The sequence below is a fragment of the Microbacterium sp. NPDC055903 genome (assembly GCF_053615555.1).
In genome coordinates this window covers 711040-731839 of the sequence record NZ_JBSHCA010000002.1, presented here as the reverse complement: position 1 = coordinate 731839, position 20800 = coordinate 711040, and the positions used below count along the sequence as shown (strand labels likewise).

Genomic DNA, 20800 nt, shown 5'->3' with positions numbered 1-20800 from the left:
TAGACTGGGAACATGGTCGCATTCACCAAGGGGCACGGTACCGGCAACGACTTCGTCATCATCGCCGACCCCGATGGAGAGCTCACGCTGAGCGCTGATCAGGTGGCGGCGATCTGCGACCGTCACTTCGGCATCGGAGCGGACGGTGTGCTCCGCGTCGTGCGCTCGAACGCCCTTCCCGAAGGCGTGGCCGCGCTCGCGGAGGAGCCGGCGGCCGAGTGGTTCATGGATTACCGTAACGCCGATGGATCGATCGCCGAGATGTGCGGAAACGGCATCCGCGTCTTCGCGCACTATCTGGTGCGGGCAGGGCTCGCGGTCATCGAACCGGGTTCCACGCTGCCGATCGGCACGCGCGCCGGCGTTCGCGATGTGACCCGCAGCGAGACCGGCTACCAGGTGGACCTCGGTCGTTGGAAGCTCGCCGGCGGTGAGCCGCTGGCGAGGGTACGCGGGCTGCCGGTCGCTCGGCCTGGGCTCGGCATCGACGTCGGGAATCCGCATGTCGTGGTCGCGCTGGCCTCTGAGCAGGAGCTCGCGGCTCTCGAGCTGGAGTACGCGCCGCAGCTCGACCCCGCCCCGGAGGCGGGGGCGAACGTGGAGTTCGTCGTGCCGGGGGAGCCGCTCGTGCGCGATGGCGTCGGGCACGTCTCGATGCGTGTCTTCGAGCGCGGTGTGGGGGAGACGCTGAGCTGCGGCACGGGTGTCGCCGCGACCGCGCTGGCCGTGCGGTACTGGGCCGGAGCTCAGGCTCCGGACCACTGGCGTGTCGAGGTGCCCGGTGGCACTCTGGGCGTACGGATGTTCCCCGCCGAGGACGGCGAGCACGTCGCACTGTCCGGCCCGGCGCAGCTCGTATTCCGCGGCGAGATCGATCTCGTCTGACGCCGTGTCGACGTGGCTCGCATGGGGGAGGACTCGGTGTGTCAGCCCCGCTGAGCGGAGCCTCAGAACGGCGAGGTGCTGGTGTCGCCGAGGACCCAGGGGTCCGCGGTGGTCACGCGCTGCTGGATGTCTGTGAAGGTCACGTGGGCGGGAGCGCCCGGAGGGCGGTCGGTGTAGACGCGTCCGGTCGGGCTGGTCCACTCCAGAACGGCGCCGGGAAGGTGCTTCACCGTCCAGGGCGTGTGGTGCTTCATCATGTGGTGGCGCCGGCACTTGCCCGACAGGTTCGCTGCATCCGTCGGGCCGCCGAGGGCCCAGTCCACGTCGTGATCGTCGTCGATCTTGCGCGCAGAGATGTTGCATGCCATGAATCGGCAACGACGATCGCGGGATCTGAGATGTCGACGCAGCTCGGAGGTCGGTCGGTACCTGTCCGTCGCGAGAACGGCGCCGGAAACAGGATCGGTCATCACCCGATCCCACCCGGGCGCGTCCCTGGCGAGCAGGCGCGCGGTCTCGGGATCGATCGGGCCGACCCCGGTCAGATGGGCGGGCGGTGCGATGGACAGGGGATCGACGATGGTGAGGAAGGGCACCGTGATCTCCACGATCGCCCGGATCTGAGCGAGAAGGTGCTCGAGGCTCTGGTGGGCGCTGGGCACGCCGGTGAGCAGGAGATCGCAAGCGAGATCCGAACGGAGTTCGCCAAGCGAGCGGGTGTCGCGGGCGTGCCCGTCGACGGTACCTGCATCCGCGCTCGCAGCACCCGCATCCGCCTCCGCGGCTCGCGCGGCGCGGTCGTCCTCGGTCTTCACCGCATGCGCCATCTGCGTGAGGCGGTCGTGGACGCCGTGGATGATCGTTGACGCGCCGCGCACATGCAATGTGCTCTCGCCGTCTTCCTCATCGGTCACCCAGACCTGCCGCATCCTGCGCGCCTCGTCCTGGCGCTGCTGGAAGGACACTCCCCGCACGCGTTCGGCGATCTGCTTCGCGTACGGGCGCACGCGGTTCACGGACTCGTGCACGGCTCTGGCGAGCACGTGTTCCTCGAACACGGCACGCCCCTGCGTCGTCTCGATCGGAGCGCCGGCGGCCAGGATCATCCGCACATGCGCCTTCGAGATCCGCCCGGAGCCGAACGCGGCCGCCGTGGCGGGAAAGCACTCCGTCAGGAGCATCGCCTCGGCCATCTGCGCTTCGATCGTGCGATCGGGAACATGCAGGGCGGCGCCGATCTCGGTCGCGACCGCGCGATGCGCCATCTCCCGCGAGGCGAGATCGGTCAGCTCGACGGCATCGTCATCGGCGATCCGATGAGCGACGGTGAGAAGGGCCGCGCGGGTCGCCTCGAGCTGGTGGATCGTCTGCTCGACGCCCTGAAGCGTGGACACCACGTCGTCCAGCAGCATGTGCTGCCCGACCGGGCTGACCTCGTCTTCGTTGGACACGCTCCCATTCAAGCGAGGGCCACCGACATCGGCGCGCGAGATTCCGCGGATACGGCGTATACCTTCGACCCAAGGTTGAACCGAAGTTCAGGCGTGACCTATTCGGCGAGCGTGATGGGTTCCGTCGGCGGGGTGCCGTGCTTGCGCACCTTCAGGACGCGGTAGCCCTTGCCCGTCGCCGCGCGGAAGACGCTGTAACCGGGGTGGAAGGTCGAGCCGATCCAGCGCTGAAGGGAATCGGCTCCGAGATTGCGCTGCACGACCAGCCAGGCGTCGCTGCGCTCGTCGAGGCGGGGGATCCACTTCTCCAGCATGTCGTGCAGGATGTCCTTGCCGACGCGGATCGGGGGATTGGAGCGGATCGTGCGGAAGCGCACCTCGTCGGGAACATCCTCGGGGCGCACGGCGTTGATGTTATTGAGACCCAGGGAATCGGCGTTGCGACGGACGAGGTCGAGAGCTCGATCGTTGACGTCGACGGCCCACACGGTCGCATGAGGAGCGGCGAGGGCCATGCTGATGCTGATCGGTCCCCAGCCGGAGCCGAGGTCGAGGAAGTCGCCGCCGGGTGGGACGGGCGGCATGTTGGCGAGCAGGACGGCGGTGCCGGCATCCAGCCGATCGGGGCTGAAGACGCCCCCGGCCGTCGTGACCTTGAGCGGACGGCCTGCGAGAGTCACCTCTATGGTGCGCAGGTTCTCGGGGCTTGCCGGGGCCGCGGTGAAGTAGTGGTCAGACCCCATAGGGCGAGCGTACCGGACACCGGGGGTTAAGGTTAAGGCGCTCCTGCCGAGACGCAGACACAAGACAGAACAGGATCGGATGACCGACACCACGAACGACAACCGCACCGACGAGACGCTGGATCGCGTCCTGTCGAACGCCGAGAAGCGCACCGAAGCGCACGTGTTCGGTGCGGCGCAGGCGATCCAGGATGCTGCGACGGCGGCGCACACGGATGCGGACGGGGCCCAGTGGGATCTCGAGGACAGGCACGCTCTCCGCCGTGTCGTCGGCCTCTCCACCGAGCTCGAGGACGTCACCGAGGTCGAGTACCGGCAGCTCCGGCTCGAGAACGTCGTGCTCGTCGGCGTGTATCCGCAGGGAGCGCAGGACGACGCGGAGAACTCGCTGCGGGAGCTCTCGGCCCTTGCCGAGACCGCCGGTGCCGTCGTGCTGGACGGCCTGCTGCAGCGCCGCCCGCACCCAGACCCCGCGACCTACCTCGGGCGAGGCAAGGCGCAGGAGCTCAAGGACATCGTCGCCGCGGTCGGCGCCGACACGGTGATCGCCGACACTGAGCTCGCACCCAGCCAGCGGCGCGCGCTGGAGGACGTCGTCAAGGTCAAGGTGATCGATCGTACGACGGTGATCCTCGATATCTTCAGCCAGCACGCCAAGAGCCGTGAGGGCAAGGCCCAGGTCGAGCTCGCACAGCTCGAGTACCTGCTTCCCCGGCTTCGCGGCTGGGGTGACTCGATGAGCCGGCAGGCCGGTGGCCAGGTCGGCGCCGGTGGCGCGGGCATGGGATCGCGCGGACCGGGTGAGACGAAGATCGAGCTCGATCGTCGGCGCATCCGCACAAAGATGGCCCTGCTGCGCAGGCAGATCCGCGACTTCGCGCCCGCGCGCGATGCGAAGCGTGCGGAGCGCAAGCGCAACACGATCCCGTCCGTCGCCATCGCCGGTTACACGAACGCCGGTAAGTCCAGCCTGCTCAACGCGCTCACCAACGCCGGAGTCCTCGTCGAGAACGCGCTGTTCGCGACGCTGGACGCGACGGTGCGCCGGACCGAGACGGCGGATGGGCGCGTGTTCACGCTCACCGACACGGTGGGCTTCGTGCGCAACCTTCCGCACCAGCTCGTCGAGGCGTTCCGCTCGACGCTGGAGGAGGTCGGCGACGCAGACGTCGTCCTGCATGTCGTCGACGGGTCGCACCCCGACCCAGCCGGCCAGTTGCAGACGGTGCGCGACGTGCTCGGCGATGTCGGCGTGCGGGACATGCCCGAGATCATCGTCTTCAACAAGGCGGATCTCATCGACGACGACGAGCGGCTCGTGCTGCGCGGTCTCGAGCCGCGCGCGCACTTCGTCTCGTCGAGGTCGGGGGAGGGTATCGCCGAGCTCCGCCTCGCCGTCGAAGAGGCTCTGCCCAAGCCTGCGGTCGAGATCCGGGCCCTGGTCCCGTACGACCGCGGCGATCTGGTCGCGGCGATCCATGAGACGGGGATGCTGCTCTCGGCCGAGCACGGTGAGCACGGAACAGCCGTGCACGCACGCGTCTCAGAGCGCCTGGCTGCGGATCTCGCGCGCTACGTCGTCGCCGATTGAGCGCTGCGGCCGTCAGCGGGCCAGGAAGCGCGCTTCGACGGTCGCAGTGACGGCGATGTCCTCGGGCTCGTACTCCATCGCGGGCCCGCCGGCTGCATCGGCGGCCGCGAATGCCATCATCCTGCCCTTCGCGAGCGGTGCGTTCTCGGGACGTCCGCTCGAGATCAGGCCGACGTCGGCGATCTCGACCGGGGTGACCGTGCTCAGGTGCAGGGCGCCGGCGTAGGCCTCGGCACGTGCGACCGCGACTCCGACCGCCGCGGCGGCGACGTCCCGCTCCACGCGCGCGAGCGTCTCGGGAGTCAGGTGCCAGTTCACTCCTCCGACCTCGACGGCATCCCAGGCGGAGACATCGGACACCCAATCGGAGAGTTCGGAGGCCTCAGCGAAGGTGGCGGTGAAGTCGATGCTCGCATAGTGCACGGGTGCGAGGCGCTTGCCTTCGTTGTTCCACGGCCGTTCGGCGCGCACGGACAGGCGCGTGCTCGTCCAGTCGATGAGTGTTCCGGCATCCGACCTCGTGGTCAGGCTGACTCTCACCGGCTCGGACAGGCGCAGGGCCTGCTCGACGACTGCCGCGCGCTCTGCGCCTTCGGTGCGAATGGTGACGTGGATGGTGGCGCGCTCCGGCGCGATGCGCGCCTCGCTCTCGCCGCGGACGGTGATGGTGACGTCGCTCATGCTGGTGACTCTACGCGAGCGGCGAGGAATGGCGTGGAAGCGGGATACGTTGTAGTCTGTAATGCTCGGGTGCGTAAGCATCCGAACTGGTAATTCCACAGTGCGACAGCGGCTCCTTCGAGAGAAGGACCACGGGGCTGATCGGTTTCGACAGCGCCTGTGAATCCACGAGAAGCGGGCCGAGGATGCAGGGTTATCTCGTGAACGCTCCCTGCGAAAAAATAGTTGCCGAATCCAAGCGCAACGACTTCGCCCTCGCTGCCTAAGCGAGCCCGATAGTCCGTCAGACCGTATGTGATTCCGATACGGATCCTGGCGTCATCTAGGAATCTTGCTGCGTGACGGCGTCTGGACGTCACGCGGGACTCTTCCCAGGCTGGGCTTGTCGACTTAGGTGTCTGTGACAAAGGTCGGAGCCGAGCAGAACGTCTTCACAGACTGCGCCCGGAGAAGGCGTGGAGACTCAGCGTTGGACGGGGGTTCGATTCCCCCCAGCTCCACCATGTCGCTGTCGCAGAGGAAGCCCCTCGATCCCTTGGAAACACGGGGATCGAGGGGTTTTTCGTGTAGTGAGGCGTGCTCAGTCGGTCACGCGGGACGTTGCTGCGACCGCACGAGACAGCAAGGATGAAAGGAGCAGAGGGGGAGTAATGAGATCCAGCGCACCGCTACCGGGGAACCCGTGGCCGCACGACATGTCGATCACCGTCGACGAGTCGCCCAGCTTGCTCATGGAGCTGCTCTGGATCCGGGAGGCGCATGGGCTCCGGCCCGGTGGCGAGGACCTGCCCCCGTTGCTCACGGCTACGCCTCCGACGGCCAAGCACGCCTCGGTTGCGACTGACACACGCGACACGTGGGAGGCGGCATGGCCCCAGGTCTGGAGCGCTGCTGTGGCGCACGTGGGTCAGGAGGACCATGACCCGCGATGGTTCGACGAGCTTGACGGCACCGCCGACGGCTCGCTCGCGCGCGCTGAGCTTCTGCGCCGAATGGTCGGGCCGGGCTGGCGCGACTCCTTCGGCGACGGCGCATTCGCCGATGACCGGTACAGCATCTGGCTTCGAGGGCCTGCGAACGCTCGCATCCGGTCGATCCCGAAGAGTCTCGATGAGAGTCCTGAGTGGAGAGATCTGCCGTCTCTGATTCCTGCGTGGCGCGCGGGTCTGACGAAGATCGTGACCATTCCCTGTTCCGGCGTCTTCGCGCGCAAGGTCGGATCGAACGCTCTCCTCATGACCGATCGAACGCGAGAGGACAACGACAGCTACCGGCGCGCGTTGGACAGTTTCGTCTGAGTCCGGCTCAGGGCCAGTCGATGAGGATGAGGCTCTGCTTCGTGTCCGCGAACTTCACCCAGCCGTCGCCGAACAGGTAGGTCATGCCGTAGCCGTCCTCGTCCGTCTGGAACGCGGCAGAGGGGTCCTCGGTGAGGTAGGAGCCTTCGGTGCCGTCCTCGCGGATCCAGCCCTCGGCGACGAGCGTGCTCTGCGCCTGGGCGGCGGCAGAGGCGTCGAGGGGAGCCCAGGCGAAGAACTGCCCATGATCGGACGGCTCCTCCCAGTTCGCCCACGCGCAGTAGATGCCGCCCTCCAGCGGGCCGTCGATGAGGACGAAGTCCGACTTCTCAGCCGACCATCCGAGATCCTGCAAGGCGCTGACTGTGCCCTCGGAGATGATCGTCTCGCAGGTCGGATCCTCTGCGGGGGCCTCGGGTTCCGGCGTCTCCTCGCTCACGGGGGCCGTCGTCTGAGTCGGCGCCGGTGCAGGTGCACTCGCCGTCGGCTCCGGCGTCTCGGGGGCGGCGCACGAGGCGAGGGCCAGCACCAGGACGAGGGTGGATGCTGCGGCGAGGGGGATGCGGGGGATCATCTCGGGCCTTGTCGGTGTGGCGGTCAGTCGGAAGGGTGGAGCAGGGCGAGGAAGGCGTCGTGCAGCACGCCGTTGGTGGCGAGCGCCGAGCGTGCGGCGAGGGTGTCGACGCCGTCGAAGGAGGTCATCCGGCCTCCGGCCTCGCGGACGATCGGCACGGCAGCGGCGATGTCGTATTCCTTCACGTCGAACTCTGCGACGAGCTCGATCCGGCCCTCTGCGAGGAGCATGTAGGAATAGATGTCTCCGTAGGCGCGGTCCCGCCAGACCCGCTCGGCGAGGGCGAGAAGTTCACGCGTCTTCCCGGCATCCGCCCACTGCGTGATGCTCTGGAAGCTGACGCTCGCGTCATCGAGGCTGTCGACGGAGGACACCCGGATCCGCCGCGGGTTCTCCGGTGTGCCGGTCCATGCGCCATCGCCCGTGCTGGCCCACCAGCGCCGGCCGGAGAACGCCGGCATGCTGACCACGCCGACCTGCGGGACGCCGTCGATGGCCAGTGCGATCATGGTGCCCCACAGGGGGACCCCACGCAGGAAGTTCGCCGTGCCGTCGATGGGATCGATGATCCACTGCCGGCGCGCGTCTCCCTCCGTGCCGTACTCCTCGCCCAGGATCCCGTCGTCGGGACGTTCGGCGGCGAGGATGCCGCGGATCGCCCGCTCGGCCGCCAGATCGGCGTCTGTGACGTGCGAGCGGTCCGCCTTGCGTGAGACCTCGAGGTCGGTGGCGTCGAACCGGGGGAGCGTCTCCGCATCCGCGGCATCCGCGAGCCGGAGCGCGAGCGCGAGGTCGTCGCGGAGGTCTGATGCAGAGGGGGAGTCTGTCACCTCACAAGGATACCTTCGGGCTCGATCGAGGCGTGCCCGGCGTCGCCGTGTGACGGGCGGCCTCGATTTCGCATGCGAGCGAAGAACTGGTAACGTAATTCCTCGGCCGGGGAACACCGGCCAACGCACCTCTAGCTCAATCGGCAGAGCAACTGACTCTTAATCAGTGGGTTCTGGGTTCAAGTCCCAGGGGGTGCACGGACAAGCCCCAGTAGATCTCGCCATCTACTGGGGCTTCTCTGTTTTTCGGGCAGCCGCCTGCAGAATCAGGGCGCTGCCGTCGACCGCACGTGACGTGGTCCGGCACGAGAGCAAGCGATCGGCCACCGTCAAGGGCCTGGCCGCGCCGGCACGATGCGACGACGCTCGAGGCATCGACCGAGAGGAGAGCCGACATGAGCGACCCGCAGAACACCCGTGGCGTGCCGGGCGAGAACGAGGAGGCGGACACGGCCTCCGGTGGCGCGCCGGAGCGCGCGGACGAGAGCAGCAAGGCCCACACGACCGACCGCGCATCTGAGTCGCGCGAGAGCAAGCCTCGCGCCGAGGAACAGCCGCGCGAGGACTGACGCGGATGCGGGAAGACCCGCCACCTCTGGGTGACGGGCCTTTACACCGGTCCTCAGGCGCTCAGCGCTGCGCGGGCGCGGGGCCCGTGCTGTCCGAGACCGGCTCTGGCGCCTCCGATGATCCGACGCCGTCTGCACCAGCCCCCGCGCGCAGCTCCGCCTCGAGCCTCTCGGCCTCGTCTCCGCTGATCGCCTCCCCGCGGGCGACGAGACCTGCCTGATCGGACAACGGGATCTGCTTCAGGAACAGCGAGAGGATCAGCGCCAGGGCCACGAACGGGATGAGATACCAGAACACCGGCGCGAGAGCATCCGCGTAGGCCGTGACGATGCCGTCTCGTACCTCGTCGGGGAGCGTGCTGAGGGTGGCGGGATCGATCGTCGACGCGGCCTGGGATGCGGCATCCGGGGACGCGCCGGCATCGGCGAAGACGCCGAGCAGGTTCTCCGTCAGGCGGGTCGTGAAGATGGTGCCGAACACCGCCGTTCCCAGAGACGCCCCGACCTCTCGGAAGTAGTTGTTCGTGCTGGTGGCCGTGCCGATCTCACCGGCGGGCACCGCGTTCTGCACGACGAGGACGACCACCTGCATGATGAGGCCGAGACCCGCACCGAAGAAGAACAGGAACACGCAGATCAGCCAGATCGGCGTCGACGCCGAAAGGGTTGTGAACGCGACCATCGCGAGACCGGTGACGATCGTGCCCATGATCGGGTAGACCTTGTACTTCCCGGTCTTCGAGATGAGGATTCCCGAGGTGATGGAGGTGCCCATCAGGCCCACCATCATCGGGATCATCAGCAGGCCGGATGCCGCAGCCGATGTCCCGGACGACATCTGCAGGAACGTGGGGACGAACCCGATCGCGGCGAACATGCCGATCCCGAGGACGAGGCCGATCGCGGTCGCGTTGACGAAGATCGGGTTGCGGAACAGGCTGAGCGGGATGATCGGGTCCTGTGCGCGCGCCTCGGTGATCACGAACGCCGTCGCAGCCACGACGAGACCCGCGCCCCACGCCCAGGTCGCAGCGGAGTCCCAACCGAACTCCTTGTCGCCGCCGAAATCGGTGAAGAAGATCAAGCAGGTCGTCGCGATGGAGAGGAAGACCACACCGAGGACGTCGATGCGCTTCTCCGCCTTCTTGCTCGGCAGCTGCAGGGCGACGAGCGCGATGATGAACGCCGCGATGCCGACGGGGATGTTGATGTAGAAGGCCCACTGCCACGTCATGTGGTCGACGAAGAACCCGCCGAGCAGCGGCCCGGCGACGGCGGAGAGGCCGAAGACGGCGCCCAGCGGCCCCATGTACTTGCCTCGCTCGTTCGCCGGGACGATGTCGGCGATGATCGCCTGCGACAGGATCATGAGACCGCCGCCGCCGAGGCCCTGGAGCGCGCGGAACACGACGAAGCTCCAGAAGTCGCCGGCGAAGGCGCAGCCGACGGAAGCGAGGGTGAACAGCGCGATCGCGACGAGGAACAGGTTGCGCCTGCCCAGCACATCGCCGAACTTGCCGTAGATCGGCATGACGATCGTAGTGGCGAGCAGATATGCGGTCGTGATCCAGACCTGGTGGTCGACGCCGCCGAGCTGCCCGACGATCGTGGGCATCGCTGTGGACACGATCGTCTGGTCGAGGCTGGACAGCAGCATCCCTGCGATGAGGGCGCTGAAGATGATCCAGATGCGGCGCTTGGTGAGCAGGAACGGCGCATCCTTGGTTGCGGTGGCGGACATTCAGTCGGCTTTCTCTGACGGGGCGAAGGAGGAACGGGCGATGCGGACGCGACGCAAGAGGAGGTCGCGGAAGGAGTCGGGGGAGTGGTGGTGGAGGAGCTGGTCCATGCAGAGACGCACCAGGGCGCCGACGGTCTGCACCATCACCTCCGCGCGAAGGGCGTTCTCCTCGTCGTCGCCGATGCGGCGCAGGATGAGGTCGGCATCGCGACGTTCGTTCTTGCCGAGCTGCTCGAACGCAGCCTTGAGCAGGCGCGGTTCCTGCTCGATGACGGCGAAGAGGGCCTCAGCGTCATCGAGCGGATTGAAGAGGTCGAATCTCCTGGCCATCATGTCGACGAAATCGTCGACGAGATCGCCGTCCGCGGCCACGAACTCGGCTTCTATGATCTCCTGTCGCGGATCGACGACCGCGAACCCGAAGACGGCGTTCTCCTTGCTCTCGAAGTAGTTGAAGAACGTCCTTCGGGACACTCCCACCTCGGCGCAGAGCTCTTCGACGGTGAAGCCGGCGAACCCGTGCTGCGTCGTCAGTCGCCTCGCCGTGTCGGCCAGGGCGCGGGTCGTCTCGCGTCTGCGTTGCTCGCGCAACGACTCTGCACTCTCGCTCATAGAGTGCAAGTTTGCACTCTGAACCTAAGAGTGCACTGTGAAGGGGGTCAGTTCACGTCGATGACGGTGCCTGCGGTCAGGGCCTGCAACTGTCGGAACGACAGCGGCATCACCGTATGCGGGTGACCCGCGGCCGCCCACAGTACCTCGTGCCCCGCGAGCGTCGCATCGAGATACGTCGGCAGGGGAGCGGGATGGCCCGTCGGCGCGACTCCTCCGATCGCCTGACCTGTCGCTTCGCGCACCACGGACGCCGGCGCCATCGTCACCTGATCGGCGCCGATCGCCGTCGCGAGCGCATCGACATCAGCGCGGTGCCCGCCGCTCGTCATCACGAGAACGGGGCTGCCGTCCGCGAGGAAGACCAGGCTGTTCGCGATCGCCGACACCGTGCATCCGATCGCTTCGGCTGCTTCCGGAGCGGTCCTGGCCGAGTCTGGAAGCACGCGGATCGCCGGCGTGATCCCGGCCTCGACGAGCCGCTGGTGCACGAGGCGGGAGCGCTCCGGTAGGGCGGTGATATCGGTCATCGCCCCACCGTAGCGCTCCGCCCCGGGCCGGGAAGGCGCTCTCAGGTCGCGTCGCCGACGGTGATCGCCTCGGCGTCCTCCACGGCATCCGATGCTTCGTCGTCGATCCGCGCGAGGATGCGCCGCCCGAGGAACACGGTCAGCGTCGCCAGGAGCACGGATGCTGCGGCGAACAGATACGGCACCGTGGCGGTGAAGGCGTGCCAGAGAAGGGCTGCCACGGGCGGCGCGATCGCCCCGCCGATGAACCGGACGGCGGAGTACGCGGACGACGCCACCGAGCGCGGCAGGTCGGTCGCCTCCATCACGGCTTCGGTGAGGACCGTGTTCATGACGCCGAGCAGCAGCCCTCCCACGATGATGCAGATGACGAGACCCGTGGGGTTCTCCGCCAGCAGCCCCGCCGCGATGAGGTCGAGCGCGAGGAGGGGGAGCACGGTGAGGATGATCGTCGTCCGCCGCATCCGCCGCATCATCCACGGGGCCACCCAGACGCTCGTGATCGCGAGCGCGACGCCCCAGCCGAAGAACGTGAAACCGATGCCCATCGCGCCGAACCCGAGCGGGAAGGGCGAGAACGCGAGCAGCACGAAGAAGCCGATGTTGTAGAACAGGGCCGTGACGGCGAGCACGGCCAGTGCCGGACGGCCGAGCGCCCTGAAGGGTGCGGAGAACGGGATGGGAGTGCGCTTCTCATCCGGAGTCTTGAGCAGTGTCAGCACGGCGATGAAGCCGATCGCCATGAGAGCGACGACTCCGAAGAACGGCCCCCGCCAGCTGATCTCCCCGAGGACTCCTCCGACGAGCGGCCCGATCGCGATGCCGAGGCCCAGGGCGGCCTCGTAGAGAACGATGGCCGCGGCGCTGCCGCCGGATGCCGATCCGACGATCGTCGCGAGCGCCGTGGAGATGAACAGGGCGTTGCCCAGGCCCCAGCCCGCCCGGAAGCCGATGATCGCGTCCACGCTGCCGCTGAGGGCACAGGCGAGAGCGAAGGCGACGATGAGCGCCAAGCCGATCAAGAGCGTCCTCTTCGCCCCGATGCGACTGGACACCCAGCTGGTGATGAGCATGGCGAGACCGGTGATGAGCAGGTAGCTGGTGAACAGCAGTTCCGTCTCGGTGGGGCTGGCCTGCAGCGATTCGGCGATCGCGGGAAGGATCGGGTCGACCAGGCCGATGCCCATGAAGGCGACGACGCTGGCGAACGCCACCGCCCATACCTGCGCGGGCTGCTTCCAGACCGATCCCGTCGCTTGCGCGCTGCTCATTCCTGCACTCCTGTCTTCGTGTACGGCTCTTCGATCGCGTGGGCGGCGAGGATCTCCGCGGCGCGTGCGAGCACGCCCCAGTCATCGTCGGTCAGCCCGGCGAATCGGGGGGCGAGCGTCTGGCGGAACTCCGCTCTCCATGCGGACATCGCTGCTCGCCCGGCCGACGTGATGTCGACGACCGTTGCTCGCGAGTCGGCAGGATCGGCGCTGCGGGTGACGAGGCCGGCTTTGTCGAGCTCGCGGATCAGCCGGGTCATCCCCGGCTGTGTCGTGCGTGCCGCGGTGGCGAGCGTGCCGATGCGGAGGCCGTCGGCGTGCTCGAGGATGCCGAGTACCCGCCACTGCGCGGCGGGCGCGTCATTGCGCGCATCCTGCGCGGCGATGCGGGCCAGGGCGTGCGCGGAGAGGACGAGGGAGGGGATGACGTCCACGCGATTCATACCACACAGTATATACCTGTTGGTATGTATCGGGGTCAGTGCCGGGAGGAGGCGATCCTCGCCGAGAGCTGATGGGCGTGCGCGAGAAGCGTGCGCCCGAGCTGGGGGAGCCGATCCGGCCCGAACCGGAACTCCACACCGGTCAGGCTCAAGGCCCACTCCGGCCGGCCAGCGCCGTCGAAGACCGCAGCTCCGAGCCCCCAGCTCCCTTCCACGATGAGACCGGGGTTGACCGCGTAGCCGCGTTCCCTGGTCTCGGCGAGGCGCCGACCCAGTCGATCGCGATCATGGGGACGTCCCCAGTCGTCTGCCAGTTCGGGATGCCGATCGAGATAGGCATCCACATCGTGGTTAGGCAGGAACGCGAGGATGGCGAGCCCTGCGCTCGCGACGCCGAGGGGGAATCGCACGCCCTCGCTCAGCACGAAGGAGCGGATCGGGAAGGCGCCCTCCTCGCGCAGCAGGCACACCGTCTCGTCCGCCCGGCGCGCGGAGAGAAACGCGCTCTCCTCGGTCTTCACCGCCAGCGAGCGCACGATGTCCTTGGCCAGCGCGGTGATGTCGTAGCGTGCTGCGGCGACCGTGCCCATCAGGAAGAGCTCTGGTCCCGGCATCCACGCGGCTGAGCCCTCGTCCCGGTCTACGAGTCCTTCCGCGCGGAGCGCCGTGAGCAGCCGGTGCGCGGTGGATCGCGACAGGTCCGCCGCGGCGGCCAACTCGGCAAGGCCCGCACCACGGTCCCCGGCGGCCGTCACCAGCCGCAGCAGTCTGGCCGCCCTGGCGATCGCCTGAGCGCCTGGCACGGATCGACGTTGTTCCACATCGTGGACGCTATCCTCGTGATCCGCCATATCGCAAGCAGCGGTTTCCTCCGCGGGGTGCAGAGGCGGATGCTGGAGAAAGGCGTGAGCGAAGGAGCGACGTGATCGACAAGCACTGGGCCTCGGCCGCGGAGGCCGTGGCGGACATCCCTGACGGCGCATCGCTGGCCGTCGGCGGCTTCGGACTCTCCGGGAACCCGATCGCCCTCATCGAGGCACTCCTCGCGCAGGGCACCACAGACCTGGACGTGGTCAGCAACAACTGCGGAGTCGACGACTGGGGGCTCGGGATCCTGCTGGGCGCGCATCGCATCAGGAAGATGACCTCCTCGTACGTGGGCGAGAACAAGGAGTTCGAGCGGCAGTTCCTCACGGGAGAGCTCGAGCTCGAGCTGACGCCGCAGGGGACGCTGGCCGAGAAGCTGCGCGCCGGCGGATCGGGGATCGCGGCGTTCTACACGCAGACGGGTGTCGGCACGCAGGTGGCAGAGGGCGGTCTGCCCAGGAGATACCGGAGTGACGGCTCCGTCGAGATCGCCTCGCCGCGCAAGCACGTGCAGAGCTTCGATCTGCGCGGCGTCCAGACGGAGTTCGTCCTCGAGGAGGCCATCACCACCGACTTCTCGCTGGTGCACGCGGCGGCGGGCGACAGGCACGGGAACCTCGTCTTCAACAAGGCGGCGCGCAACTTCAATCCGCTCGTTGCGATGGCAGGGCGGATCTGCATCGCCCAGGTCGAACACCTGGTCGAACCGGGCGAGATCGATCCGGACCGCGTGCACCTCGCGGGCGTGTACGTGCACCGCGTCGTCGAGGTCGGCCCCGACGTCCCGAAGCGCATAGAGAAGCGCACCGTCACCGGAGGGGGAGTCTGACATGGCGCTCACCCGCGAGCAGATGGCGGCGCGCGCCGCGGCGGAGTTGCGCGACGGCTCCTACGTCAATCTCGGCATCGGCCTGCCCACACTCGTGCCCAACTTCGTGCCGGAGGGGGTATCGGTCGTGCTGCAGTCCGAGAACGGCATCCTCGGTGTCGGTCCGTACCCGCGGGAGGACGCGGTGGACCCCGACCTCATCAACGCGGGGAAGGAGACCGTGACGGTGCTCCCCGGTGCCGCGTTCTTCGACTCCGGCGTGAGCTTCGGCATGATCCGCGGCGGAAAGATCGACGCGGCGATCCTCGGCGCGATGCAGGTGTCCGCATCCGGCGATCTGGCGAACTGGATGATCCCCGGGAAGATGGTCAAGGGCCCAGGAGGGGCGATGGACCTCGTGCACGGCGCGGGTCGGGTCATCGTCCTGATGGAGCACGTCGCGAAGGACGGCTCGGCGAAGATCGTGAACGAGTGCTCCCTGCCGCTCACCGGTCGCGGGGTCGTCGATCGCATCATCACGGACCTCGCCGTGATCGATGTGACCGACCACGGGCTCGTGCTCGTGGAGACCGCACCGGGGGTCTCGGTGGACGAGGTCCTCGCAGCAACGGAACCTGCACTGATCCTCCAGGGAGGAAGGGAATCATGACCGACATCGTCATCGTCGCCGCGGCGCGCACACCGCAGGGGCGGCTCAAGGGCCGTCTCGCCTCGTTCAGCGCCGTGCATCTGGGCGCCATCGCGATCCGTGGCGCTCTCGCCCAGGCATCCATCGACCCCGGAGAGGTCGACGCCGTCATCGTGGGCCAGGTCCTCGCTGCAGGATCCGGACAGAACGCCGCGCGCCAAGCCGCGATCGGCGCGGGGATCGGCTGGGACGTTCCCGCGCACTCCGTCAACAAGGTGTGCCTGTCCGGGCTCACCGCGATCATCGATGCGGCCAGGATGATCCGCACAGGCGACGCGACGACGGTGGTCGCCGCGGGGATGGAGTCGATGACCCGTGCGCCGCATCTGCTCATGGGATCGAGGGACGGCTGGACCTACGGCAGCGTCGAGGTCCTCGACCACATGGCTTTCGACGGCCTGACCGATGCCTACGACAAGGAGAGCATGGGGGCATCGACGGAGCGGCACAACGACCGCTACGGGCTGACGCGCGAAGCGCAGGATGCTGTCGCGGCGCTCTCGCATCAGCGAGCCGCCGCCGCGCAGGCGGCCGGAGTCTTCGACGCCGAGATCGTCCCCGTCGAGGTGCCGCAGCGCAAAGGCGAGCCGGTTCTGGTGACCCAGGACGAGGGTGTTCGCCCCGAGACGACGGCTGAGACCTTGGCCGGGCTCCGGCCCGCCTTCGCCGACGGCGGATCGATCACGGCGGGGAACTCCTCGCAGATCTCGGACGGAGCCTCCGCCGTCATCGTCACCACGCGGGAGAACGCGCTGTCACAGGGATGGCCCGTGCTCGCGACCGTGGGCGCGAGCGGCCAGACGGCGGGGCCGGACAACTCGCTGCAGGCGCAGCCGGCCAGGGCGATCGAGCGTGCGCTGGAGAAGCAGGGCATCGGCGTGGCGGATCTCGACATGGTCGAGATCAACGAGGCCTTCGGCGCCGTGGTCGCCCGCTCGCAGGCCGAGCTCGGAGTGACGGAGGAAGTCGTGAACATCCACGGTGGCGGCATCGCGATCGGTCACCCTATCGGCGCGAGTGGAAACCGGCTGGTGGTCCACGTCGTCCATGAGCTCGCCCGGCGCGGGAGCGGCACGGCAGTGGTCGCGCTCTGCGGCGGCGGCGGTCAGGGAGAGGCGCTCGTTCTCACCCGCTAGCCATGGCTCAGCGCTTGGACGCCGCCTTCTCGGCCTTCTTCGCGCGCTTGGCCTGCGCAGGCGCGAGGGGGGAGTCCGGCGAGACGGCGAGACCCTTCTCGTCACGGCGGGTGTCGACGACGGCGCCGATGGCGAGGGCGAGCGTGATGCCCCAGCTCAGCCATGCGAGGACGGCGCGCCAGGTGATCGGCGCTTCGCGGCTTCCCTTCAGCAGGGTGATCCCCGCCGTGATCGCGGCGAACAATCCGGTGCTGAACAGATAGCGCATGCGCCAACGCTACCCGGTCGCACGCTCGGCGGAGCAGCCCTGGCCGCATTCAGGCTCGAACGGTATAATCGTCCAGGCGCTCCGGCGCCCCAGCTGTGTATCTACCGGCCGTCGGCACCCCGACGGACAGCGGCGGCACCCGATTCCCGCGTCCGTCCGACGCGCGTGAGCCAATGACCCAGACACAGATCTCCTCCGCGGCGAGCCCGAGCCTGTACCGCCTCGTCGGCCTGCCCTACTTCCTCATCGCCTTCATCGCCCGGCTGCCCTTCGCCATGATGGTGGTCGGCGTGCTGACCGTCGTCGTCTCCGCGCGCGGCTCCCTCTCCCTGGGAGGCCTGACCTCCGCTGCCGTGGGGCTCGGCACCGCCGTGGTCGGACCGCTCCTCGGCGCAGCCGCCGATCGCTATGGACAGCGCATCGTGCTCACGGCATCCGCCGTCGTCAACGGCGCAGCGCTCGCCGTGTTCGCGCTCGTCGTGTACAGCACCGCCGCCGATGCGATCGTCCTCCTCACGGCGCTGATCGTCGGCGCCTCTGCGCCCCAGGTCTCGCCGATGTCCCGTTCGCGGCTGGTCTCGATCATCTCGGAGCGCATGCCGGAGGCCGTTCGGCCCCGCACCGTGTCCGGCACGCTGTCCTACGAGTCGGCCGCCGATGAGACGGTCTTCGTCTTCGGCCCGTTCCTCGTCGGCATCCTCGCCTCGGCGATCGCCCCCTGGGCGCCGCTGGTGGGCGCGTCGGCGCTCACCTTCGTGTTCGTCGGCGCCTTCGCGCTGCACCCCACCGGTCGGCACGTCTCGTCTGCGCGCCTGGCCGACGGCTCGGCGCCCTCTCCGGTGCGAGAGCTGTTCCGGGCGGAGCTGATCGTCGTCGTGATCGGAATCCTCGGCGTCGGCCTCTTCTTCGGAGCGATGCTCACCTCTCTCACCTCGTTCATGGCCGATCGCGGCGATTCAGAGCAGGCCGGCCTCCTCTACGGCGTGATGGGCATCGGCTCCGCTGCCCTTGCACTCGGCGTGGCCTGGCTCCCGGCCCGGTTCACCCTGCGGGCGAGGTGGCTCGTCTTCGGCGGCATCCTCTTCGCCGGCTCGCTCCTGGTCGCGGTGGCGGGATCCGTGCCCGCCATGATCGTCGCGCTCGCCGTGATGGGCATCGGCATCGGCCCACTGCTTGTGACCCAGTACAGCTTCGGCGCTGCCCGCAGCCCGCTCGGTCGTTCGGCGACGGTGATGACGATGCTGGGCTCCGGTGTCGTGGTCGGCCAGGCGTCCGCATCGGCGATCACGGGTGCCGTGGCGGAGTCGTACGGCACGGTCGTCGCTCTCATGCTGCCTGCGGCATGCGCCGCGCTCGTGCTCGTGTGCGGTGTCGCGAACTGGTTCCTCTCACACCCGGACCGCGGACGGGCGCCGGCGGTCTGACCCGGGCGTCCGATCCTGCGCCGGGCGGTCGGCTCGGGGCGGCGGGCTACTCTGGAGATACCGATCACGGTGTGAGGAGCCTCCATGACCGCTGCGGAATTCGTCGTCGTCGCCAATCGACTTCCTGTCGATCGAGTTCAGGGGGTCGATGGCGAGGAGTCGTGGCGGACCTCTCCTGGTGGTCTCGTGGCTGCCCTCGAGCCGGTGATGCACTCCGTCGACGGCGCCTGGGTCGGATGGCCGGGGCAGGCCGATCTCGAGCTCGAGCCCTTCGAGGTGAACGGTCTCAGACTGATTCCGATCGCGCTCAGCGAGCAGGAGGTGGCCGAGTACTACGAGGGCTTCTCCAACGACACGATCTGGCCGCTCTACCACGACGTCATCGCGCCGCCGCAGTTCCATCGGGAATGGTGGGAGGCGTACGTGACCGTGAACCGGCGGTTCGCGGAAGCCGCGGCCTCGGCCGTCGCCGAGAACGGCACGGTGTGGGTGCACGACTATCAGCTGCAGCTCGTACCTGAGATGGTGAGGGCGCTGCGACCCGACGTGACGATCGGGTACTTCCATCACATCCCGTTTCCGGCGCACGGCCTGTACGCGCAGCTGCCTTGGCGGGACCAGGTGCTGCGAGGGCTGCTGGGCGCCGATGTGATCGGCTTCCAGCGCACACAGGACGCCAGTTACTTCCTCGCCGCGGTGCGGCGGCGGCTGCGCTACGAGGTCAAGGGGGCCAGCATCACGGTGCCAGGGGAGGACGGGGCGCGCACGGCGACGGCGAAAGCCTTCCCGATCTCGATCGACACGGCCCCGTACCTGGAGCTCGCCGCGCGCGAGGACGTGCAGGCGCGCGCGGCGGAGATCCGCGAGAGCCTCGGCAACCCGAAGACGATCCTGCTCGGCGTCGACCGCCTGGACTACACGAAGGGCATCCGGCACCGGATCAAGGCGTACGGCGAGCTCATCGCGCAGGGCGAGCTCAACGTGGAGGACGTCACGCTCGTGCAGGTCGCGAGCCCGAGTCGCGAGCGGGTGGACTCCTACGTGCACCTTCGCGATGAGATCGAGCTGTCCGTCGGGCGCATCAACGGCGACTACGACACGATGGGGCACACGGCGATCCGCTACCTCCACCAGGGCTTTCCCCGCGAGGAGATGGTCGCGCTCTATCTCGCGGCCGACGTCATGCTCGTCACGGCGCTGCGCGACGGCATGAACCTCGTCGCCAAGGAGTACGTGGCGACCCGTCGGGACAACCGCGGTGTCCTGGTGCTCAGCGAGTTCACCGGCGCAGCCGATGAGCTCAGGCAGGCGGTGCGCGTCAACCCGCATGACATCGAGGGCCTCAAGGACGCCATCATGACGGCCGTCGAGATGACGACGGGGGAGCAGAGCAGGCGGATGCGCGCGCTGCGGCGTCGTGTGCTGGAGAACGACGTGCAGGCATGGTCGTCGTCGTTCCTGTCCGCCCTGCGCGACGCCCGCTCCTGACGCGCGGCGCGCTCCGCGGTGGGGCGGCGTGGCCATCCATGACAGGCTGGATGCACCAGACACCGAAGGAGACCCGCAGTGACCCGTACCTGGACGCCCGGAACGCCTGATGCCGAGCTCACCGCCCTCGCGACGACGCCTCGACTCGTCATCGCGCTGGACTTCGACGGCACGGCGTCTCCGCTCGTCGCCGAGCCGATGGCGGCGCGCGCGCTCCCCGCGGTGACCGAACAGCTCGAGCGCCTCGCCGGGCTTCCTGACACGTTCATCGCCTTCGTCTCAGGGCGGAGCATGGCCGATCTCCGCATCATCACCGAGCATGCCGACGACTCCCCGGTGGCGCTCGCCGGATCGCACGGCGCGCAGTACTGGTTCCCCGGAACGGGCGACGCCGCGCTCACCGGTGAGGAGACCGAGCCCGGCGCCCGTGAGGCGCTGTGGGCCGCGGCCCAGCCGATCATCGACCGCTACGAGGGCGCCGAGCTGGAGCCGAAGACCTTCGGCATGGGCGTGCACACCCGTCGTGCCACCGCCGAGGCCGAGGCGGCCGTGTTCGCGGAGGTCGATGCGCTGGTCGCCGAGCGCTTCCCGCACTGGCGGCGACGCTCCGGGCACCGCGTCCTGGAGTTCTCGTCTCGCGCAGAGGGCAAGGATGCGGCGATGGGCGTGCTGAGGGAGCACTTCGCCGCCACAGGCATCCTCTTCGCCGGTGATGACGTGACCGACGAGGACGCGATGCGCGTGCTCGAGCCCGGCGATCTCGGCGTGCGCGTCGGACCGGGGGAGACGGCGGCGGCGCTGCGGGTGCAGGATCCTCAGCAGATCGCCGAACTCCTGGCGCAGGTCGCCGACGAGCGCGCGGCCGGACGGGAATAGACTGC

22 protein-coding genes, 1 tRNA gene and 1 other RNA gene are annotated in these 20800 nt (G+C 68.5%); 12 read left to right on the top strand and 12 right to left on the bottom strand.

Features of this window, described 5'->3' with window-relative positions; all coding sequences use genetic code 11:
- The first annotated feature begins 12 nt into the window (after positions 1–12).
- Positions 13–885 (top strand): diaminopimelate epimerase, encoded by an 873-nt coding sequence (dapF, locus tag ACWGJP_RS12990; protein WP_452330193.1) that lies wholly within the window; start codon positions 13–15, stop codon positions 883–885.
- A 62-nt stretch (positions 886–947) separates the two neighbouring features.
- Here the strand turns inward: dapF and ACWGJP_RS12985 are convergent, their stop codons facing one another.
- Both ACWGJP_RS12985 and ACWGJP_RS12980 read right to left on the bottom strand, forming a co-directional pair.
- On the bottom strand, positions 948–2336 hold the full coding sequence (locus ACWGJP_RS12985) for a DUF222 domain-containing protein (RefSeq protein WP_452330192.1): 1389 nt from the start codon (positions 2334–2336) through the stop codon (positions 948–950).
- A 98-nt stretch (positions 2337–2434) separates the two neighbouring features.
- Entirely contained in the window at positions 2435–3079 is a 645-nt protein-coding gene (locus ACWGJP_RS12980; RefSeq protein WP_452330191.1) for a class I SAM-dependent methyltransferase, read from the bottom strand.
- A 79-nt stretch (positions 3080–3158) separates the two neighbouring features.
- Between ACWGJP_RS12980 and hflX the strand changes: the two genes are divergently transcribed.
- Positions 3159–4670 carry a GTPase HflX gene (gene hflX, locus ACWGJP_RS12975; RefSeq protein WP_452330190.1) on the top strand — a complete coding sequence of 504 codons (1512 nt, stop codon included), beginning with the start codon at positions 3159–3161 and terminating at the stop codon, positions 4668–4670.
- 12 nt (positions 4671–4682) lie between these two features.
- Here hflX and ACWGJP_RS12970 read toward each other — a convergent pair whose 3' ends face one another.
- On the bottom strand, positions 4683–5351 hold the full coding sequence (locus ACWGJP_RS12970) for an SIMPL domain-containing protein (RefSeq protein WP_452330189.1): 669 nt from the start codon (positions 5349–5351) through the stop codon (positions 4683–4685).
- 133 nt (positions 5352–5484) lie between these two features.
- On the opposite strand from ACWGJP_RS12970, the gene ssrA reads away from it, so the two are divergent.
- Positions 5485–5854: a transfer-messenger RNA gene (gene ssrA / locus ACWGJP_RS12965) on the top strand.
- Between the two features lie 66 nt (positions 5855–5920).
- Positions 5921–6649: a hypothetical protein gene (locus ACWGJP_RS12960; RefSeq protein WP_452330188.1), complete on the top strand. Its 729-nt coding sequence runs from the start codon at positions 5921–5923 to the stop codon at positions 6647–6649.
- A 7-nt stretch (positions 6650–6656) separates the two neighbouring features.
- On the opposite strand, the gene ACWGJP_RS12955 is transcribed toward ACWGJP_RS12960, so the two are convergent.
- Together ACWGJP_RS12955 and ACWGJP_RS12950 are read right to left on the bottom strand one after the other, a co-directional pair.
- A complete protein-coding gene (locus ACWGJP_RS12955; protein ID WP_452330187.1) occupies positions 6657–7223 on the bottom strand; it encodes a hypothetical protein in 567 nt (188 codons plus the stop codon).
- A 23-nt stretch (positions 7224–7246) separates the two neighbouring features.
- Entirely contained in the window at positions 7247–8053 is an 807-nt protein-coding gene (locus ACWGJP_RS12950; protein WP_452330186.1) for an inositol monophosphatase family protein, read from the bottom strand.
- A gap of 125 nt (positions 8054–8178) precedes the next feature.
- Between ACWGJP_RS12950 and ACWGJP_RS12945 the strand changes: the two genes are divergently transcribed.
- Together ACWGJP_RS12945 and ACWGJP_RS12940 are read left to right on the top strand one after the other, a co-directional pair.
- Positions 8179–8251, top strand: a tRNA-Lys gene (locus ACWGJP_RS12945).
- 197 nt (positions 8252–8448) lie between these two features.
- Complete coding sequence (locus ACWGJP_RS12940; protein ID WP_452330185.1) at positions 8449–8622, top strand: hypothetical protein; 174 nt, start codon at positions 8449–8451, stop codon at positions 8620–8622.
- Positions 8623–8683: 61 nt separating this feature from the next.
- On the opposite strand, the gene ACWGJP_RS12935 is transcribed toward ACWGJP_RS12940, so the two are convergent.
- From ACWGJP_RS12935 to ACWGJP_RS12910, 6 genes are read right to left on the bottom strand one after another with little or no spacing between them, the layout of a single operon-like run.
- Positions 8684–10363 (bottom strand): MDR family MFS transporter, encoded by a 1680-nt coding sequence (locus tag ACWGJP_RS12935; protein ID WP_452330184.1) that lies wholly within the window; start codon positions 10361–10363, stop codon positions 8684–8686.
- Positions 10364–10975 carry a TetR/AcrR family transcriptional regulator gene (locus ACWGJP_RS12930; protein WP_452330183.1) on the bottom strand — a complete coding sequence of 204 codons (612 nt, stop codon included), beginning with the start codon at positions 10973–10975 and terminating at the stop codon, positions 10364–10366.
- A gap of 47 nt (positions 10976–11022) precedes the next feature.
- The gene (locus ACWGJP_RS12925) at positions 11023–11505 is read right to left on the bottom strand and encodes a YbaK/EbsC family protein (RefSeq protein ID WP_452330182.1); all 483 of its coding nucleotides are present in this window, start codon (positions 11503–11505) and stop codon (positions 11023–11025) included.
- Positions 11506–11546: 41 nt separating this feature from the next.
- The gene (locus tag ACWGJP_RS12920) at positions 11547–12776 is read right to left on the bottom strand and encodes an MFS transporter (protein ID WP_452330181.1); all 1230 of its coding nucleotides are present in this window, start codon (positions 12774–12776) and stop codon (positions 11547–11549) included.
- The gene (locus ACWGJP_RS12915) at positions 12773–13219 is read right to left on the bottom strand and encodes a MarR family winged helix-turn-helix transcriptional regulator (protein WP_452330180.1); all 447 of its coding nucleotides are present in this window, start codon (positions 13217–13219) and stop codon (positions 12773–12775) included. The genes ACWGJP_RS12920 and ACWGJP_RS12915 overlap by 4 nt, the downstream gene beginning before the upstream one ends.
- 35 nt (positions 13220–13254) lie before the next feature.
- Entirely contained in the window at positions 13255–14070 is an 816-nt protein-coding gene (locus ACWGJP_RS12910) for an IclR family transcriptional regulator (RefSeq protein WP_452330179.1), read from the bottom strand.
- Between the two features lie 71 nt (positions 14071–14141).
- Between ACWGJP_RS12910 and ACWGJP_RS12905 the strand changes: the two genes are divergently transcribed.
- The 3 genes from ACWGJP_RS12905 to ACWGJP_RS12895 are packed head-to-tail and all read left to right on the top strand — an operon-like array spanning position 14142 to position 16739.
- A complete protein-coding gene (locus ACWGJP_RS12905) occupies positions 14142–14915 on the top strand; it encodes a CoA transferase subunit A (RefSeq protein WP_452330178.1) in 774 nt (257 codons plus the stop codon).
- A gap of 1 nt (position 14916) precedes the next feature.
- On the top strand, positions 14917–15564 hold the full coding sequence (locus tag ACWGJP_RS12900; protein ID WP_452330177.1) for a CoA transferase subunit B: 648 nt from the start codon (positions 14917–14919) through the stop codon (positions 15562–15564).
- Positions 15561–16739, top strand: a complete 1179-nt coding sequence (locus ACWGJP_RS12895) for an acetyl-CoA C-acetyltransferase (RefSeq protein WP_452330176.1) — start codon at positions 15561–15563, stop codon at positions 16737–16739. Before ACWGJP_RS12900 ends, ACWGJP_RS12895 begins: the two co-directional genes overlap by 4 nt.
- 7 nt (positions 16740–16746) lie before the next feature.
- On the opposite strand, the gene ACWGJP_RS12890 is transcribed toward ACWGJP_RS12895, so the two are convergent.
- Positions 16747–17007, bottom strand: coding sequence for a hypothetical protein (locus ACWGJP_RS12890; protein ID WP_452330175.1), 261 nt, complete (start codon positions 17005–17007; stop codon positions 16747–16749).
- A 173-nt stretch (positions 17008–17180) separates the two neighbouring features.
- Here ACWGJP_RS12890 and ACWGJP_RS12885 point away from each other — a divergent pair, with 173 nt between their 5' ends.
- From ACWGJP_RS12885 to otsB, 3 genes are all read left to right on the top strand, one after another.
- On the top strand, positions 17181–18431 hold the full coding sequence (locus tag ACWGJP_RS12885) for an MFS transporter (protein WP_452330174.1): 1251 nt from the start codon (positions 17181–17183) through the stop codon (positions 18429–18431).
- 84 nt (positions 18432–18515) lie between these two features.
- The gene (locus tag ACWGJP_RS12880) at positions 18516–19919 is read left to right on the top strand and encodes an alpha,alpha-trehalose-phosphate synthase (UDP-forming) (protein WP_452330173.1); all 1404 of its coding nucleotides are present in this window, start codon (positions 18516–18518) and stop codon (positions 19917–19919) included.
- 78 nt (positions 19920–19997) lie between these two features.
- Entirely contained in the window at positions 19998–20795 is a 798-nt protein-coding gene (gene otsB / locus ACWGJP_RS12875; RefSeq protein WP_452330172.1) for a trehalose-phosphatase, read from the top strand.
- Positions 20796–20800: the final 5 nt, after the last annotated feature.

Coding starts and splice junctions, on each gene's coding strand:
- ACWGJP_RS12920 (WP_452330181.1), bottom strand. CDS start 12,776: ATGAGCAGCGCGCAAGCGACGGGATCGGTCTGGAAGCAGCCCGCGCAG.
- ACWGJP_RS12930 (WP_452330183.1), bottom strand. CDS start 10,975: ATGAGCGAGAGTGCAGAGTCGTTGCGCGAGCAACGCAGACGCGAGACG.
- ACWGJP_RS12890 (WP_452330175.1), bottom strand. CDS start 17,007: ATGCGCTATCTGTTCAGCACCGGATTGTTCGCCGCGATCACGGCGGGG.
- ACWGJP_RS12885 (WP_452330174.1), top strand. CDS start 17,181: ATGACCCAGACACAGATCTCCTCCGCGGCGAGCCCGAGCCTGTACCGC.
- dapF (WP_452330193.1), top strand. CDS start 13: ATGGTCGCATTCACCAAGGGGCACGGTACCGGCAACGACTTCGTCATC.
- ACWGJP_RS12910 (WP_452330179.1), bottom strand. CDS start 14,070: ATGGCGGATCACGAGGATAGCGTCCACGATGTGGAACAACGTCGATCC.
- hflX (WP_452330190.1), top strand. CDS start 3,159: ATGACCGACACCACGAACGACAACCGCACCGACGAGACGCTGGATCGC.
- ACWGJP_RS12925 (WP_452330182.1), bottom strand. CDS start 11,505: ATGACCGATATCACCGCCCTACCGGAGCGCTCCCGCCTCGTGCACCAG.
- ACWGJP_RS12900 (WP_452330177.1), top strand. CDS start 14,917: ATGGCGCTCACCCGCGAGCAGATGGCGGCGCGCGCCGCGGCGGAGTTG.
- ACWGJP_RS12915 (WP_452330180.1), bottom strand. CDS start 13,219: ATGAATCGCGTGGACGTCATCCCCTCCCTCGTCCTCTCCGCGCACGCC.
- ACWGJP_RS12895 (WP_452330176.1), top strand. CDS start 15,561: ATGACCGACATCGTCATCGTCGCCGCGGCGCGCACACCGCAGGGGCGG.
- ACWGJP_RS12940 (WP_452330185.1), top strand. CDS start 8,449: ATGAGCGACCCGCAGAACACCCGTGGCGTGCCGGGCGAGAACGAGGAG.
- ACWGJP_RS12955 (WP_452330187.1), bottom strand. CDS start 7,223: ATGATCCCCCGCATCCCCCTCGCCGCAGCATCCACCCTCGTCCTGGTG.
- ACWGJP_RS12935 (WP_452330184.1), bottom strand. CDS start 10,363: ATGTCCGCCACCGCAACCAAGGATGCGCCGTTCCTGCTCACCAAGCGC.
- ACWGJP_RS12880 (WP_452330173.1), top strand. CDS start 18,516: ATGACCGCTGCGGAATTCGTCGTCGTCGCCAATCGACTTCCTGTCGAT.
- ACWGJP_RS12980 (WP_452330191.1), bottom strand. CDS start 3,079: ATGGGGTCTGACCACTACTTCACCGCGGCCCCGGCAAGCCCCGAGAAC.
- ACWGJP_RS12970 (WP_452330189.1), bottom strand. CDS start 5,351: ATGAGCGACGTCACCATCACCGTCCGCGGCGAGAGCGAGGCGCGCATC.